9 protein-coding genes are annotated in these 16178 nt (G+C 37.6%); 7 read left to right on the top strand and 2 right to left on the bottom strand.

All coding sequences use genetic code 11. The features are described 5' to 3' along the window. Nucleotides 1-149: 149 nt before the first annotated feature. From AC0KSB_RS09730 to AC0KSB_RS09700, 7 genes are all read left to right on the top strand, one after another. Complete coding sequence (locus AC0KSB_RS09730; RefSeq protein WP_472308719.1) at nt 150-4037, top strand: InlB B-repeat-containing protein; 3888 nt, start codon at nt 150-152, stop codon at nt 4035-4037. Nucleotides 4038-4337: 300 nt separating this feature from the next. After that, entirely contained in the window at nt 4338-5390 is a 1053-nt protein-coding gene (locus AC0KSB_RS09725) for a helix-turn-helix domain-containing protein (protein WP_472308717.1), read from the top strand. A 240-nt stretch (nt 5391-5630) separates the two neighbouring features. Continuing rightward, on the top strand, nt 5631-6242 hold the full coding sequence (locus AC0KSB_RS09720) for an MptD family putative ECF transporter S component (RefSeq protein WP_472308715.1): 612 nt from the start codon (nt 5631-5633) through the stop codon (nt 6240-6242). A 2-nt stretch (nt 6243-6244) separates the two neighbouring features. Further along, nucleotides 6245-6958 carry an energy-coupling factor transporter transmembrane component T gene (locus tag AC0KSB_RS09715; RefSeq protein ID WP_472308775.1) on the top strand — a complete coding sequence of 238 codons (714 nt, stop codon included), beginning with the start codon at nt 6245-6247 and terminating at the stop codon, nt 6956-6958. Nucleotides 6959-6974: 16 nt separating this feature from the next. Beyond that, a complete protein-coding gene (locus tag AC0KSB_RS09710) occupies nt 6975-8486 on the top strand; it encodes an ABC transporter ATP-binding protein (protein WP_472308713.1) in 1512 nt (503 codons plus the stop codon). Between the two features lie 120 nt (nt 8487-8606). Then, entirely contained in the window at nt 8607-10394 is a 1788-nt protein-coding gene (locus AC0KSB_RS09705) for an ABC transporter ATP-binding protein (RefSeq protein ID WP_472308711.1), read from the top strand. Beyond that, a complete protein-coding gene (locus AC0KSB_RS09700) occupies nt 10387-12132 on the top strand; it encodes an ABC transporter ATP-binding protein (protein WP_472308709.1) in 1746 nt (581 codons plus the stop codon). Before AC0KSB_RS09705 ends, AC0KSB_RS09700 begins: the two co-directional genes overlap by 8 nt. 49 nt (nt 12133-12181) lie before the next feature. Here the strand turns inward: AC0KSB_RS09700 and AC0KSB_RS09695 are convergent, their stop codons facing one another. Together AC0KSB_RS09695 and AC0KSB_RS09690 are read right to left on the bottom strand one after the other, a co-directional pair. Continuing rightward, the gene (locus AC0KSB_RS09695) at nt 12182-14518 is read right to left on the bottom strand and encodes a putative bifunctional diguanylate cyclase/phosphodiesterase (protein WP_472308707.1); all 2337 of its coding nucleotides are present in this window, start codon (nt 14516-14518) and stop codon (nt 12182-12184) included. Nucleotides 14519-14692: 174 nt separating this feature from the next. Then, nucleotides 14693-16105, bottom strand: coding sequence for a sedoheptulokinase (locus AC0KSB_RS09690; protein WP_472308705.1), 1413 nt, complete (start codon nt 16103-16105; stop codon nt 14693-14695). Nucleotides 16106-16178 lie beyond the last annotated feature (73 nt).

The raw sequence follows: 16178 nt of genomic DNA, 5'->3' as shown, positions 1-16178 counted from the left end.
TTCTAACTATATTCATAATTATTATGCAAAAATTAAAACACGCATTTTTTCAACAAATATTGCTGTAAATATTTTGTTTCAGCAAAAGAACAAAGGCATATTTGTCAATAAAGACTAAAGTAGCAATCACATAACTATAGGGGGATATCATGACTTTTAAGAAGGTTCTATCATTTTTCTTAATAATCTGCTTTTTGTTTTCTATAACACATATTTTACCAAGTGATGTTAGTGCCGACAGTTTAACACCTGAACAGTATGTTGAACTTTTAACTCAAGGCAGTAGCGGCATATCTGATTTTTCTGATATTAATCTGGTAGGTATTAATGGAGTACAGATAGGGTCTTTTGATCAGACAAATTTTGGTGTGATAGGTGGATCTCCTTTGATTATGCCTCAGAGCTCTATGATGCTCTCTACCGGAACTCTCGAGGGATCTGGAACTGATTTGTCCAGCAATGAATATTACTCTGCCGGGGATATTGATGTGTTCAATGAATTAAACGCACATCCAGATTTTTCTTCAAATGCAACTTTGGATGCTGCATCGATATCTTTTAGCTTTAGTGCCGAACCCGGTATTCAATCTGTATTTTTTAGTGTAATTTATCTTACATGCGAAAACCCTGGAGACGAAGAGTATCTTGACGCAGCTGTAGTTATGGTAGATGGAGTAAATTATGCTAAATTTTCTGATGGCAGGTTGCTTTCCTACTACAACGATGATTTTTTGTATGAAAATACATCTGGATCATTTCAGTCTGCTGACGAAACTAAAGGATTTGAAAACATTTCTAAAACTCTGCGAATAACGGCGCCTCTGGATACGTCACTTAGCACGCATACAATCAAAATTGCAATTGCCGACAATAATGACCCTTTTGTTGATTCTGCTATTTTGATTTCTAGAATAACCGGCTCGACATCTACATCAGGTGGTATTTCTGAGGAATCTTTAACTTATTCAGTAAATTATAATGGTAACGGTAGCAGCTCTGGTGCTGTACCTGTTGATAATAATGACTATGAAGCAGGTGATTTGGTAACAGTTTTAGGTAATACGGGTAGTTTGCAGCGTACCGGCTATGCTTTTACGGGCTGGAATACTTCTGCAGACGGAACAGGTAACACTTATTATCCAGCAAGTACTTTTTCTATAGGCAGCTCTGATATTACTTTATTTGCACAATGGCAACCTATTCCAAATACTGCTTATACAGTTCGTCATTATCGTCAGGATGTGGCAGGCAGTGGCTATACTTTATTTGAGACGGAAAATCTTAGTGGTACTACTGATACAACCGCTACTGCTGTGGCTAAGATATATACTGGGTTTGCCGAAAACACTGATCATGCCAGCCGAGTTCCTTCCGGCAATATTGCTGGTGATGGTTCGCTTGAACTGGCACTATACTATGATCGCATTCTTTATGATGTCAGCTTTGTAGGTTTTAATGCTGCTGATCTTGGTACTCAGTCGATAAGATACGACGGTAGTGCTACGGCTCCTACTGCTCCTGTTGTTCCCGGCTATACCTTTAACAACTGGGACAATCCCTTTGATAATATTTCTTCCGATCTGACTGTTAATGCGGTTTATACTGCTAATGCAGATACTGCTTATACAGTTCGTCATTATCGTCAGGATGTGGCAGGCAGTGGCTATACTTTATTTGAGACGGAAAACCTTAGTGGTACCACTGATACTACCGCTACTGCTCTAGCGAAGTCGTATACTGGCTTTGCCGAAAACACTGATCATGCCAGCCGAGTTCCTTCCGGCAATATTGCTGGTGATGGTTCGCTTGAACTGGCATTATACTATGATCGCATTCTTTATGATGTCAGCTTTGTAGGTTTTAATGCTGCTGATCTTGGTACTCAGTCGATAAGATACGGCGGCAGTGCTACGGCTCCTACTGCTCCTGTTGTTCCCGGCTATACCTTTAACAACTGGGACAATCCCTTTGATAATATTTCTTCCGATCTGACTGTCAATGCGGTTTATACTGCTAATGCAGATACTGCTTATACAGTTCGTCATTATCGTCAGGATGTGGCAGGCAGTGGCTATACTTTATTTGAGACGGAAAACCTTAGTGGTACCACTGATACTACCGCTACTGCTCTAGCGAAGTCGTATACTGGCTTTGCCGAAAACACTGATCATGCCAGTCGTGTTCCTTCCGGTAATATTGCTGGTGATGGTTCTTTAGTCTTAAATCTTTACTATGATCGCATTCTTTATGATGTCAGCTTTGTAGGTTTTAATGCTGCTGATCTTGGTACTCAGTCGATAAGATACGGCGGCAGTGCTACGGCTCCTACTGCTCCAGTTGTCCCCGGTTATACCTTCGACAACTGGGACAATCCCTTTGATAATATTTCTTCCGATCTGACTGTCAATGCAGTTTATACCGCTAATGCAAATACAGCTTATACTGTACGTCATTATCGTCAGGATGTGACAGGCAGTGGCTATACTTTATTTGAGACGGAAAACCTTAGTGGTACTACTAATACTATCGCTACTGCTCTAGCTAAGACATATACTGGTTTTACCGAAAACACTGATCATGCCAGTCGTGTTCCTTCCGGTAATATTGCTGGTGATGGTTCGCTTGAACTGGCACTATACTATGATCGCATTCTTTATGATGTCAGCTTTGTAGGTTTTAATGCTGCTGATCTTGGTACTCAGTCGATAAGATACGGCGGCAGTGCTACGGCTCCTACTGCTCCTGTTGTTCCCGGTTATACCTTCGACAGCTGGGATAAGACTTTTGCCAATATATCTTCTAATCTGACTGTTAATGCGGTTTATACGATTAACAGTTATCAGGCTAGTTTTAATAGTAATGGCGGCAGCGCCGTTCAGCCTTTAAACGTTGAGTTTGATTCATTTATTACCAGACCAATAGATCCTATTCGTGCAGCTTTCAAATTTATTGACTGGTACAAAAATGCAAGCTTTACTGAGCGCTGGTCTTTTGTCAATGATAAGATGCCCGCATCAGATATTGTTTTATTTGCAAGGTGGCTGCCAACACCTGCAGCACCGTCTATGACCAGCAGAACCTCTACTTCGATTACGCTTTCGTCTACAGCTGGTGGAATCCTTGAATACAGGATAAATGGTGGTACATGGCAAAGAAGTGCTGAGTTCAAAAATCTTTTGCCGGATACGGAGTATACTTTTGAAGTCAGAGTTGCGGCAGAGGGTTCATTGCCAGCTTCTTATATAAGCGATGCTGTTAAATATCGTACAAATAAGATTATAATGCAAACACCTTCACCCGCTCCAGGAGAAGAACCGGGCGGCGGCTCAGGAAATGAAGACTCTGGTTCAACAGAAGATCCAGAAACAGCAAAACCTGTTGAAGGACCTGTTACCGGAGCAATTGTAGAAGCAGTTGGACAAACATCTTTTGATCCCAATACTGTTTTATCTGTGCAAAGATTAGTTAATATTATTGTTAAAGCTGAATCAGCTCCGGCAAAAGTTAATCTGGTTATTAAAACCGAGGGCAAAGAAATTGCTGAATTGTTCGATATAAAGCTTCTCATTGAAGATCAGCCAATACAGCCTAATGGTATTATCCGGATTCGCATTCCTCTTTCTGAGTCACTTTTGGCAATTGCTGACCAACTTGAGATTCATTATATAGATAATGAGGGTAATTATGAAGTTATGCCTAGTTTTGTTGAAGATGGCTTTATTGTTTTTGAAACTGACCATTTGAGCTACTATGCTATCATTGCTCCTTTATCTGCTGCCGAACCAGATGATACTGAGCAGACTATCGTCACAACACCTGGGCAAACTGAGCCTGTCGAAAATGATCCTACTGAACAGGAGAGTGTTGCCGAATCAGCCGAAGAGACTGCTGGCGAAAAACCAGAAATTGTTAGTGAAGCTATTGGTAAAACCGGCGAGACTGCAGATAAAATGCTGCAAGGGATGGCTCTGCTGCTGCTTTCTGCAACGGCATTTGCTGCTCTGAGTTTCTTTAAGAGAAAAAAATCTGAGATTTAATTGCAACAGCTAACTGATGTTAACAAATGAGTGAGCGGATAATCCCTGATTCTGACTGCAATGCAGTCATAATCAGGGATTTTTTCATAATCGCTGTGTTGCACCTAGTTTCACAGCAATAGTAAATTGATATGGATTCTGTGCCCTTCTGCTTAGACTAAAAAGATAACATTGTTATTTCGGAACTAATATGATAAATTTATATTAGTTTCATTAGGCTAACTTGTTTTAAGTTTTGTTAGCTAAATTAACCGTCGCTAAAAGCCATAATTTACAGATGTTAATTTGGGGAGGTTTTTTGTGGAAACGCTTATGGATAAAGCAATAAAAATTGATTTTGGCAATAATGTTATTGTTTCATCTGTGTGTACTGATCATACTCTTTATAAAATGATCAGCGAGAGTGGTGAAGGGGCAATGAGGCTTTATCATGTTTTCCCTGGTGTTGATCTTATCTATAATGATTTCCATATGGATTACTGTGTTTCAAAATTCAAGGCGGATTTACCTCTTATAGGAATTGATTTTTGCCGTGAGGGGCGAATTGAATGGGAAATGAGTGATGGTTCTTTTCTTTATCTGAAAGAGGGGGATTTGCAAATTTCTTCCAAACGCGATCATTCCAGAAGCTTTGGCTTTCCTGTCAGCCATTACCATGGTATTACTATAGGAATTTATCCAGATCATGTTGATGCAGCGACAAAGACGTTGTTTGAATCAATGAATATAAGCATTGAAGATATATATAAGCGGTTTTGTGATACTGATAAACCTTTTGTTTACCAATCAGAAGATATCATAAAATACCTTTTTGATGGCTTATACGCTATAAATTATTCTAGTGCTTTTCATTTTAATACTCATGGTAATTGTCCTGCTGATAATAACGTAATAAAATCTTCTCTTTCAATAAAGTCTCAAAATCCTGTTTCTTTTTTTCAGATAAAAATTATGGAGCTGCTGGTCATACTAAATTCACTTGAGCACCAGAGTCAGGAACATTCAAGTTATTTTCCGAAAAACCAGGTGAAGATTATTAAAGAAATTGCTGCTTTAATCACATCTGAACCTGACAGGCATTATACTATTCAAAATTTATCTGAGAAATTCAATATTGCTCCTACTACCTTAAAGATTTGTTTTAAGGGAGTATATGGCTCTCCTATTGGTCAGTATCTGAAAAAATATCGAATAAGTCTGGCTGCTAAATTATTAAGAGATACAGATGAAAGCATCGCTTGTATCTCTGGTAAAGTAGGTTATGACAACCAGAGCAAATTTGCAGCCGCCTTCAGAGCAGTTATGAATCTTTCGCCAAAAGAATATCGCAAATCCGTTGTCTTTTTGGATTAGGTTTAGTCCTTTTGGAGTTGTCCCAAAAGGATAATTTTTGTATATTTAGCTCGTTATAAGTTAGCTTCAGTTAACTGCATCTTTTATTATTTGATATTTGCTTTCAAGCTTATACTTTTAGTTTTCATCTTTTAACTGATTCTATTGATCAATCTATTGGTTCAATTGGTTCTGTCGCCTCTCTTTGAGCCAATTAAACCGGTAGATTATTTATTAGCATTTTGCTCAGGGGGTTTTGAAATGAGTTTGCAGCAAAATAAGGATTTGGCAAAAGACAGCAAGCTGAAAACTAGAGATTTGATTAATGTTGGTATTTTTACCGCTATATATTTCGTCGTGTTTTTTGTTACAGGAATGTTGGGGTATATTCCTGTTTTGATGTTGGTAATTCCTTTTTTGTGTCCTTTTGTGGCAGGAATACCTTTTATGCTTTTTCTAACCAGAGTTGAAAAGTTTGGTATGATTACTATAATGGGCGCTATTCTTTCAGCTTTAATGCTTTTTACAGGTCATCCCTGGGTAGTTGTACCTCTTGGAATTTGTATTGCTTTTATTAGTGATCTTATTTTCCGCATGGGCAATTATAGAAAATGGAAGCATATTTTAATAGGTTATGTTGTTTTTAGTCAATGGCTGATTGGTTTAATGGCACCGCTCTTTTTTATGCGGGAAACTTATTTTGCCACAATCAGAGCCGGTTACGGTGATACTTATGCGGATACTTTACTTGCGATTACACCGCTTTGGGTTTTCTTTCTAATGTTTTTATTTATCGCACTTGGTGGTTTTTTTGGTGCATATCTGGGTAGGTCTGTCTTGAAAAAACATTTTCGTAAAGCAGGTATTGTTTGAACATGATTACTTTTGGTGCTTCTGATCGGAAATTTTCCCACCTAGATCCACGCACTAAACTAATTTTAGTGTTGATTGTTAATGTAATTATGCTTGCAGGTGCTTTTGACGGCAAGGCAGGCATAATTCGTCTTTCGTTTGCTTTTTTACCATTATTGATGCTTTTATCGGAAAAGAAAATCAAGACGGCTTTGATTTATTTGCTTCTGATTATAATTGCTCTTCCTGTTGAGTTTTTCGTTATCCATCGTACCTCCGGACTTGCTAATCTTCTGTTGGTCATATTAGCTGGGATTATTTCAAGATTTATTCCCGGTCTGATGATGGGATATTATTTTGTTACAACTACAACGATTAGTGAGATGGTTGCTGCTTTGGAGCGCATGCGTTTGCCTAGGCAATTTATTATTCCTTTTGTAGTTATGGTTAGATTTATACCTACAGTAAGCGAGGAACATGCTGCGATTTCTGATGCTATGCGTATGAGGGGAATTCGTCTTGGTAGTGGTAATCTTATTAATATTCTGGAATATAGAATGGTTCCTTTAATGATATCTACAGTGAAAATAGGTGAAGAACTTTCTGCATCTGCACTTACAAGAGGTTTGGGAGTTTCTGCCAAAAGAACAAATATTTGTAAAATTGGCTTTTCGCCGGCAGATTTTATGCTGATATTTATAGCAGTAGTTGGGTTTATTGGTTGGTCGGTTTTATAAACAAGGATGTGCTTATATGATAGAACTTAAAAATATTAACTACACTTATAACAATCAGGATAGAATGGCTGGTGTGCAAAATATTAACCTTAAAATAGAGACTGGTCAGGTTGTTTTGCTTTGCGGAAAATCAGGATGCGGCAAGACCACCTTGACCAGATTGATCAACGGTCTTATCCCTAATTTTTATAGTGGTAAATTGAGCGGTGAAGTTTTTGTAAAAGGCAAAAGTCTCCTTGATCTTTCTTTGCAGGAAATTTCTAAAATTGTTGGTTCAGTTTTTCAAAATCCAAGAAGTCAGTTTTTTAATCTGGATACGGACAGCGAGATTGTTTTTGCTTGTGAAAATCATGGGTTGCCGGAAGAAATAATATTGCAGCGGCTGGAACAAACCATTATAGATTTTCGTATTGAAAAACTTCGAAACCGAAGTTTATTTGCGCTTTCCGGCGGTGAAAAACAAAAAATAGCTTGTGCCTCTGTTAATGCTTCTGATCCTGATATTATTGTACTTGACGAACCTTCTTCCAATTTGGATTCTCTGGCAACTTTGGATTTGGCCAAAATCATCGCCAGGTGGAAAAAGCAGGGCAAAACAATTATCATAGCAGAACATCGCCTTTATTATTTGAGTGATATTGTTGATCGCATTATTTATATGGAAGATGGAAATATAATAAAAGATTTTTGTCCTTCAGAGCTATCTTTGATGGGTTATGATACGCTTACTGCAATGGGATTAAGAGCTACTACAATAGCTAATATTTGTTCTGATTGCAAGTGTATGCAAGATGATCTTTGTATACAAAAAGCAGACTCAGAGCTGCAGTTTCAAGATTTTTGTTTTTCTTATAAAAGTCAGAGGCATAATGTCTCTGCGCTTGATATTAAGCAGCTTACTTTGCCTAAGGGCAGTGCTGTTGCCGTGATAGGCTATAACGGAGCAGGCAAGTCTACTTTTGCAAGATGCCTTACAGGCATTTCGCGTAATAAAGGTATATTAACAATTTCAGGCAGCAAAGCAAAAAAACTAAAAACCAGAGACAGACTTAACTGTGCTTATATGGTAATGCAGGATGTAAATCACCAATTATTTACCGAAAGTGTTCTCGATGAGATTCTTTTGAGTATGAAGACAGAGGATTCAAAAACGGCTAATGATATTATGAACTGGCTTAATTTGTCCGATTTGGCTGATTCACATCCTATGAGCTTATCAGGTGGACAAAAACAACGTGTTTCTATAGCCAGTGCAGTTGCTTCTGATCGAGATATAATTCTTTTTGATGAGCCTACCAGCGGGCTTGATTTTGTTCATATGCAAGAAGTTGCTGCCTTAATCCTAAAGCTTAGGAATTCAGATAAAACACAGTTTATTATATCTCATGATCCAGAGCTTATCCTGTCCTGCTGTAATTATGTAATAGAATTGAATATGGGCTGTGTTCAAGATATATATTCTCTCAACCAAAGCAGCAAAAACAAGTTGTTGCAGTTCTTTTTCCCTGAACAAAAACTTATTGTCTGATTGGATTCAAACCGTCTTTTCGGGGTAGCAGATTGATTTTACCTCCTCCATAATGATCTTGTTAGCCAAGCCTAACAAGATATTTTAACACTTTTGATTTGTATTATTATGGAGGTTTTTATGAAATCACAATCCTGGTTGTCTGCTGTTCTAAAGTTCGCGGCACCTTGCAAGGGCAAAATGACAACAGCTGTTATTTTTGAGATTATAAGCGTTGCCTGTGGGTTTATCCCTTATCTTGCTGTATATAATCTGATAATTCTTTTTTTTGAGGGCAGAGCGTCTGCCGATAATGTTATTCTTCCTTTAGCAGTCTGTTTTGCCGGCTATTTTGGGAAAATCTTTTTCCATGCTATAGCTACAACATTTTCTCATGTTTCAGCTTATGGCATTTTGGAAAACATACGTCTTTGTATGATAAACAAACTGGAAAAAGCACCCTTGGGGTCAGTTCTGTCCAAAACAGCCGGAGATTTGAAGAGTTCGATTGTGGATCGTGTTGAAACTATTGAATTGCCTCTGGCTCATCTGATTCCAGAAGGTATATCAAATATTTTTGTTCCGCTGGCCGTGCTTATATACATGCTTTATATAGACTGGCGAATGGCTTTGGCTTCTCTGTTAACTATTCCGATTGCATTTTTTATCTACAGCTTTATGTTAACTAGCTTTAATCAGAAATACGCTGATTATATGGAGGCAAGCAATCATGTTAACAGTGTCATTGTCGAATATGTTGAAGGTATCGAAGTGATCAAAGCTTTTGGCAGATCAGGGTCATCTTATGAGAAATTCAGTAATGCGGTAAATAGTTTTAAGGAATATACTCTGGAGTGGTTTCGCAGCACCTGGAAAGGCATGACTCTTGCCGGAGCTATTTTGCCGGCAACTTTAACGGCTGCCGTGCCAGCTGGCTTATTACTATATTATTATAATCTGGTTGAGCTTCCACAAATTGTCATGTGCATGATTTTATCAATGGGGATTGTTTTACCCTTATCGTCCTTTACCACATTTGTTAATTATATTAAATCTATTCAGTTCGCTCTTGATGATGTATCAGATATACTTAATCTGGAAGAACTGGAGGACAGGTCTGAATACGCTGATTTCTCTGATTACAATATAAAATTTGATAGTATTTCCTTTTCTTACAACGCGGGAAAAGAGGTTGTGAGTAATCTTAGCCTGGATATACCTCAAGGAAGCTATGTCGCTTTGGTAGGTCCTTCTGGGAGTGGTAAATCTACTGTTGCCAGATTATTGGCAAGATACTGGGATATAAATGAAGGAAGCATTAAAATAGGCGGTGTTGACAGTAAAAGTATACCTTTGGCTCAACTTGCAAGTATTATCAGCTTTGTCACACAAGATAATTATCTGTTTAATTGTTCGTTAAAAGAAAATATTCGCATAGGAAATCCTAATGCCAGTGATAAAGAGGTTATGGCAGCGGCGAAAGCGGCTTTATGTGATGATTTTATAAGCAAACTGGATAAAGGTTATGACACGGAAGCCGGCGAAGCTGGTAATAAGCTTTCTGGCGGGGAAAAGCAAAGAATAGCTATTGCCAGAGCTATTCTTAAAGATTCTCCTGTTATCATTCTTGATGAGGCGACTGCTTTTACCGATCCGGAAAACGAGGGCAAAATACAAAAATCAATTATGGCTTTGACAGGCAAGGATCAGGGGCAAGGCAAAAAAACTTTAATCGTTATTGCCCACCGCCTTTCTACTATCAGGGAGGCTGACAAAATAATTGTTCTTGATCAGGGGCAAATATCAGCTGCAGGTAATCATAGCGAATTACTTACTAATAGCAAATTGTACCGGGAACTCTGGGAGTCGCATACAGGTTCTAAAGACTGGTCTGCAACTTCAAGTCAGGAGGTTATGAATAATGTTTAAATCAGTAAAACGTCTTATATCATGGACAGAGCACTGCAGGAAAAGGGTTACAACAGGTTATGTTTTCTCTTTTTTCGGTTCTATTTTCATGACAATGCCTATTATGATAAGTGCTTTTGCCCTTAATCTTATAATCAACGATTATCAGGGAATCAGCAGTTTGGATTTCTATTGGATTCCGCTGTCTGCTCTTCTCATGATTGCAGCTATTCTGGGCAAATTTATCTTTTCTTATTTTCGGGCTGTTTTTCAGGACAGTGTTGCTTATGAGAGAACTGCTGATGAAAGAATTGTCATTGGTGATATCCTCAAAAGAGTGCCATTTGGCTTTTTTGCCAAAAATTCAACTGGTGAGATATCTGCTGCGGTCACTACAGATTTGTCTTACTTCGAGATGTATTCGATGAAAATGCTGGATACAGTTGTTAATGGCTATATTGAAATTGCCGTTATGACAATATTTATTTTCTTTTTTAATCCAGTTATAGGTGTAATTGCTCTTTCAGGAGTTCTCCTGTCTGCTCTTGCTCTTCATGGTATGGCTATAACCAGCCGTAAAAATTCCGATGCTCATCAGGAAGTCCAGGATGATATGATTTCAGCTGTAATCGAATATATCCGCGGTATCACTTTGATTAAAGCATATGGTAATACAGGTTCTGCACAGCAACAGATACGACAGACTTTTAAGAGGCACAAAAAGATTAATATCCGCATTGAAAAATATTTCGCTTTATTTAATGCTTTTCACCTGCTTTCACTTAAGGCAGCATCTGTAGGGATAATTTTTGCCAGTGTTTTCTTAACGCTAAATGGTCAGATGAGCATGGCTATCATGCTGATGATGAGTGTTTTTTCTTTTATTATGTTTAACGGTGTAGAGGCAATTAATAATGCCACACATGTTCTAAAAATGCTGGATGTGGCAATGGATAAAATCGACAAAATAAAAGCCGCGGAGTTTATAGATGAGGATAGTAAAAATATCAAGCTGAAAAATCATGATATAGTATTTAATAATGTCACTTTTTCATATGAAAAACAGTCTGTTCTTAGAAATGTGAGTTGTATTTTACCACAAGGTAAAACAACAGCTATAGTCGGCCCCTCCGGCAGCGGCAAAACAACTATGGTTAATCTGATTTCTCGTTTTTACGATATTGACAGTGGCACAATATCTATCGGCGGGCATGATATACGCAATATAAATTGTGATTCGCTGCTGCAGAATATCAGTATGGTCTTTCAAAAAGTGTATTTGTTTAATGATACTATAGAAAATAATATTCGCTTCGGAAAACCAGATGCAACCGAAGAAGAAGTAATTGCAGCAGCTAAGGCCGCCTGTTGCCATGACTTTATTCTGAATATGCCTAACGGATATAAATCCGCAATTGGTGATGGTGGCTGCACGTTATCCGGTGGTGAAAAACAAAGAATTTCTATAGCTCGTGCTATTTTGAAAAATTCGCCTATAGTTATACTTGATGAAGCAACGGCAAGTATAGACCCGGAAAATGAGAGACTGGTGCAAAGAGCTATCAGTAATCTGGTAACGGGAAAAACAATCATTATTATTGCTCACAGATTAGCAACAATAAAAAATGCCGACCAAATTCTGGTTTTGAACGAGGGCAATCTAGAAAATAGCGGAAGCCATAAAGAGCTTTTGGACACGGAAGGAATTTATAAAAGATTCTGGGAAATCCGCCGACAGGCCGAGGCATGGCAGATATAAAAACTCTTAACTGTTCAGTTAATTAAAGGACTTAATCTATGTACAGTCATTAACTTTTATCTTTCAACAGCTTCATTGCATCATCTTCTTTTAGCGGTCGGCTGAAGAGATATCCTTGCATTATGTCGCAATTATGATCTATTAGATATTGTTTTTGTTCTTGATTTTCTACGCCCTCTGCTACTACTTTTAAATTTAATTTATGGGCAAAATTGATGATCTCGCCGCTGACGAGGTCATCTTTATTTTTGTTGTTGATGCGGCTTATAAAATAGCGGTCTATTTTAAGATTGTGTACGTTTAATTCTTTTAATCTGAAGAAAGATGAGTAGCCGGTGCCAAAATCGTCCAGAGCTATTTTAATATTGTTTTTTGCTAGCTCTTCAAGTCTACTGTTAATAATACCAAAATCATCAAGCAGGATTGATTCGGTTATCTCAAGTTCTAAATTTGATATTTGCATATTTGAATCCTGTGCAATTTTGAGCACGGTTCGGGCAAAGTCTTCATCAATCAGTTGTGCTCCCGATATATTAACTGCCATTTTAAGGTTTTTATATCCCTTTTTATCTAGTTGTGCAGAAAAAAGGCAAGCTTGTCTTAATATCATATTACCCAGCGGAATAATCAATTGATTTTTCTCTGCTATATCTATAAATTCTAAAGGTGATATTAAACCGTAAGTATCTGAATTAAATCTTGCCAGCGCCTCGAATCCGACAATGGTATTGTTTTCTAATTCGAGCTGTGGCTGATAATTAAGGAATAGTTTTTTGCTATCTCTTTTTTTAATAACCATTCTTAATTCTGATTCTATTATTTCCTCTCTTTTAATTTTTTCTTCCATTTGACTGTCAAAAAAGGTAAAGCGGCAATTATTTTTGATTTTTTCTACATGACTAATTGAAATAAGCACATCCTTTAATAATTGACTGGCAGTTTTATATTTTTCTGTTATCTCAAGAATGCCGATTTCTATTGATATATATTTATTGACTTCATTTATGGGGAAAGGTTCATCAAATTTCTGGCAGATCTTCCCTGCCAAAATTACAAGTTCTTCCTGATCTTTATAATCTTTTGCATAAAAGATAAAGCGATCAGCAGCAAATCGGAAAACTTTGATTTTTTCATTACAAAGATCTTTTAACATTCTTGCTACTTCTTTTAATATCAAATCTCCCTGATTGTATCCATAAGTCATATTGATTATGCGGAAATTACTGCAATTGGCTAGTAACACAGCTCTTTTTTTATCACTAAAGTTTTTCAGATCATTGCCAATAAAACCCGTAAAATATTCTGCATTAGGTAGACCTGTTAATTTGTCATAATAAGCCATATTTATTAATCGCTTATCCTTGTTGTACGTCATAGAAAAAGCATAAATAATAAGGGCAAATATAATAATAAGGGCTGTAATTGATATCATTATGAACTGACTGGTAAAAGTCTGATTGCCGACAAGCGAATGGCCTATAACAAGAGTACCTATTCTTTCCGTTTCAATTGTAACCGGCACAAAGAGATAGTGGGTGCCTTTATTTAATCTCCCGTATCCATAAACAGTCTCGTCTGTATTACCATCTGCTCGGCTGATTGTATAGTCTGTATGCTCCGAAGATGTGTTTATAACAGTTGTTTTCCCTTTTTTATAATTGCTTTCTATGAGCGAAATCATATCTGGATCTGAAATAGTCACACCAATATCTCTTTGATTGGTGCTTTCAACGATTCTATATTCTTCATTCATAAAAAGAACATGTTCTACTTCTATATCACTATATATCTCTGCTATCAATTTGCTCATTCTAAATTCATTGAGGAATTCATTTACTTTATCAGCCGCAACACCAATCTGAACAATCTTGCCATCGTCCATCTTAAAATATCCATATTTATAAAGCACCCCGGTAACTACATTTGCACGAATAGGTTCAACATAACTCGTGTCCGATCTTTTACTAAATTCATATACAGGGTGGCCTTCATAAGACACGAACCCTCTTACACTGGGAGTACTTGAGTATAGAAGTTCAGCTTCTTTATTATAGATATTGATCTCGTCTACCTGCAGTACTCTGGCAGCATCAACCAAAGCCCGATGACTGTTTACGGCAGTATATATTCCAGTCGCCTGACTTGCTATAAGAATCTTATCCTCAAGCAAATCATTTACTACCCTGTCTGCCTGATATGCCTTTTGTATACTGCTTACATAACCTCTGGCAAGATTAGCAGATAATTCCTGCACCTGTTCGAAATAGTGATTATTGGCTATTCTTATTACAGAGTATCCCAAAACAAGGAATACTATTGCAACTGCTATCAGCAATACGATATACTTCTTGAAGTCAATCGGTTTAATATCCTGCTCTTTTTTCATAACCGCACCCAAGATGATACTGCTTTAACCTGACAAAAACACTCTGTTTTCACATTCACTACTTATCAGAAATTCTTAAAGCCCTGTAGGGATATGTTAACATAATAACTATTCGCAGAAAAACTATTTTTCAGATATATTTAATTTTTTAAACCATTTTTGTGTATTGTCTGATCAAGGTTCATCTTCAAACTTTATCAGTTTCTGGGCATCTTCTATCTTTTCATAAAAACCAATTCCGGTAAGTGCTGTAAGTCCACTGCCATAGGCAGCCTCTTCACTGTGAGCAGGAATATGAAGCTCAAGGCCAAAACGTCTGGTTGCAATCTTCTGAAGTACAAGGCTTTTACGTAAAGCATTACCAGAACCAATAAGAGTTGTTATTGACGGCTTATCCGAAAGCAGATTGTAATTATCGTGGAGCTCTTCTATGATACCTTCCAGAATTCCTACTGTTAAATGCCGGGCATCAAAATTATGCGAACCTATATTACCGATAGAAGCCCTTTCCTCAGGATTGACTCTGGTACCATTAAATCTTGTATTAACGGTAAGCTTATCTTCAAGATCATCAAAAGACTCCGACAATGTATCCATGTATTTATATAAAGAAATTTCATCCAATCCGGCCATACTTAATACAGACCGGTAAAATTTCTCTAACAAAGCATATGACTTGCCACCACAAAGTGCTGCTCCGACAACAATTTGTTGATTTGCTGTTAAAGGCCTTAATTCCAGACTTGAATTAAGTACAGATTTTGCGTCTGCTCCATCTGCTTCTGACATCGGCTTTTCTTTTGCCGTCAAAGTCTGAGCCAGCAGAGAAATTTGTCCGCTTGTGCCAACATTCAACACCAGACTGCTGGACATATCCCTGACCGAGCCTATAAAACTTGCCTGATTATCTCCTATTGGTGTTATAACAGGTATTCCCTCTGAAGTATTTCCTAAAATATCAAATCCAGAAGTAACTTCTGGAAAAAAGCTTGCTTTTAGCTCACATTTTTCTATTGCGGCAAAATCAAATTGCTTATTCCGGAGATCATAAAGACCTATACTGGCGGCATCAGATGAATGTATTAAAGGAGTGGTACGTCCTGTAAGACGCATAGCAATATAATCATGAATTGTACAAAATTTAACTGCATCGGACGGAATAAGTTTTTTCCTGACATTATAAGCATGAGTTACAGCGCCAAACCCTGTAGAAAGATTATAGCCACTAGTTTCCGAAAGTGCTGCCGCATAGGAAGTTTCGTCAGTGAGTATAAGATCACCGCGTCCGTCCTGCCATGAATAGAGAGGGCTTACTGCTTCACCACTTTTATTAACATAAACTATTCCGTGCATTTGTCCGGTCAAACCTATCGCTTGTATAGGCCGGTGATCATTTATCAGACGATTAACAAGCTGCTTTGCCTTTGCCCAAATAACAGAAGCGTCCTGCAGGGCTTCCCATGATTTACCGGTTGTTATCTGTGCATCATTATCCAGGGTTACCGTCTCCAGGACAGCTCCTGATTCGCCATGTAAAACGACTGCACATATTGAAGTTGTTCCAAAATCAATTCCTAAAACTTTCATGACCTACTCCTGACCAGATTTTTGAATATCTGCATATAACAGCATCAAAATTTTTATACGTCTGACTTCAAAG

This window comes from Ercella succinigenes (genome assembly GCF_900002895.1).
This window is presented reverse-complemented; position numbering and strand designations above follow the sequence as displayed.

What these genes read in the sequence shown, in the direction of transcription:
- AC0KSB_RS09710 (WP_472308713.1), top strand. Translation starts at nt 6,975, where the DNA reads ATGATAGAACTTAAAAATATTAACTACACTTATAACAATCAGGATAGA.
- AC0KSB_RS09695 (WP_472308707.1), bottom strand. Translation starts at nt 14,518, where the DNA reads ATGAAAAAAGAGCAGGATATTAAACCGATTGACTTCAAGAAGTATATC.
- AC0KSB_RS09700 (WP_472308709.1), top strand. Translation starts at nt 10,387, where the DNA reads ATGTTTAAATCAGTAAAACGTCTTATATCATGGACAGAGCACTGCAGG.
- AC0KSB_RS09715 (WP_472308775.1), top strand. Translation starts at nt 6,245, where the DNA reads ATGATTACTTTTGGTGCTTCTGATCGGAAATTTTCCCACCTAGATCCA.
- AC0KSB_RS09690 (WP_472308705.1), bottom strand. Translation starts at nt 16,105, where the DNA reads ATGAAAGTTTTAGGAATTGATTTTGGAACAACTTCAATATGTGCAGTC.
- AC0KSB_RS09730 (WP_472308719.1), top strand. Translation starts at nt 150, where the DNA reads ATGACTTTTAAGAAGGTTCTATCATTTTTCTTAATAATCTGCTTTTTG.
- AC0KSB_RS09720 (WP_472308715.1), top strand. Translation starts at nt 5,631, where the DNA reads ATGAGTTTGCAGCAAAATAAGGATTTGGCAAAAGACAGCAAGCTGAAA.
- AC0KSB_RS09705 (WP_472308711.1), top strand. Translation starts at nt 8,607, where the DNA reads ATGAAATCACAATCCTGGTTGTCTGCTGTTCTAAAGTTCGCGGCACCT.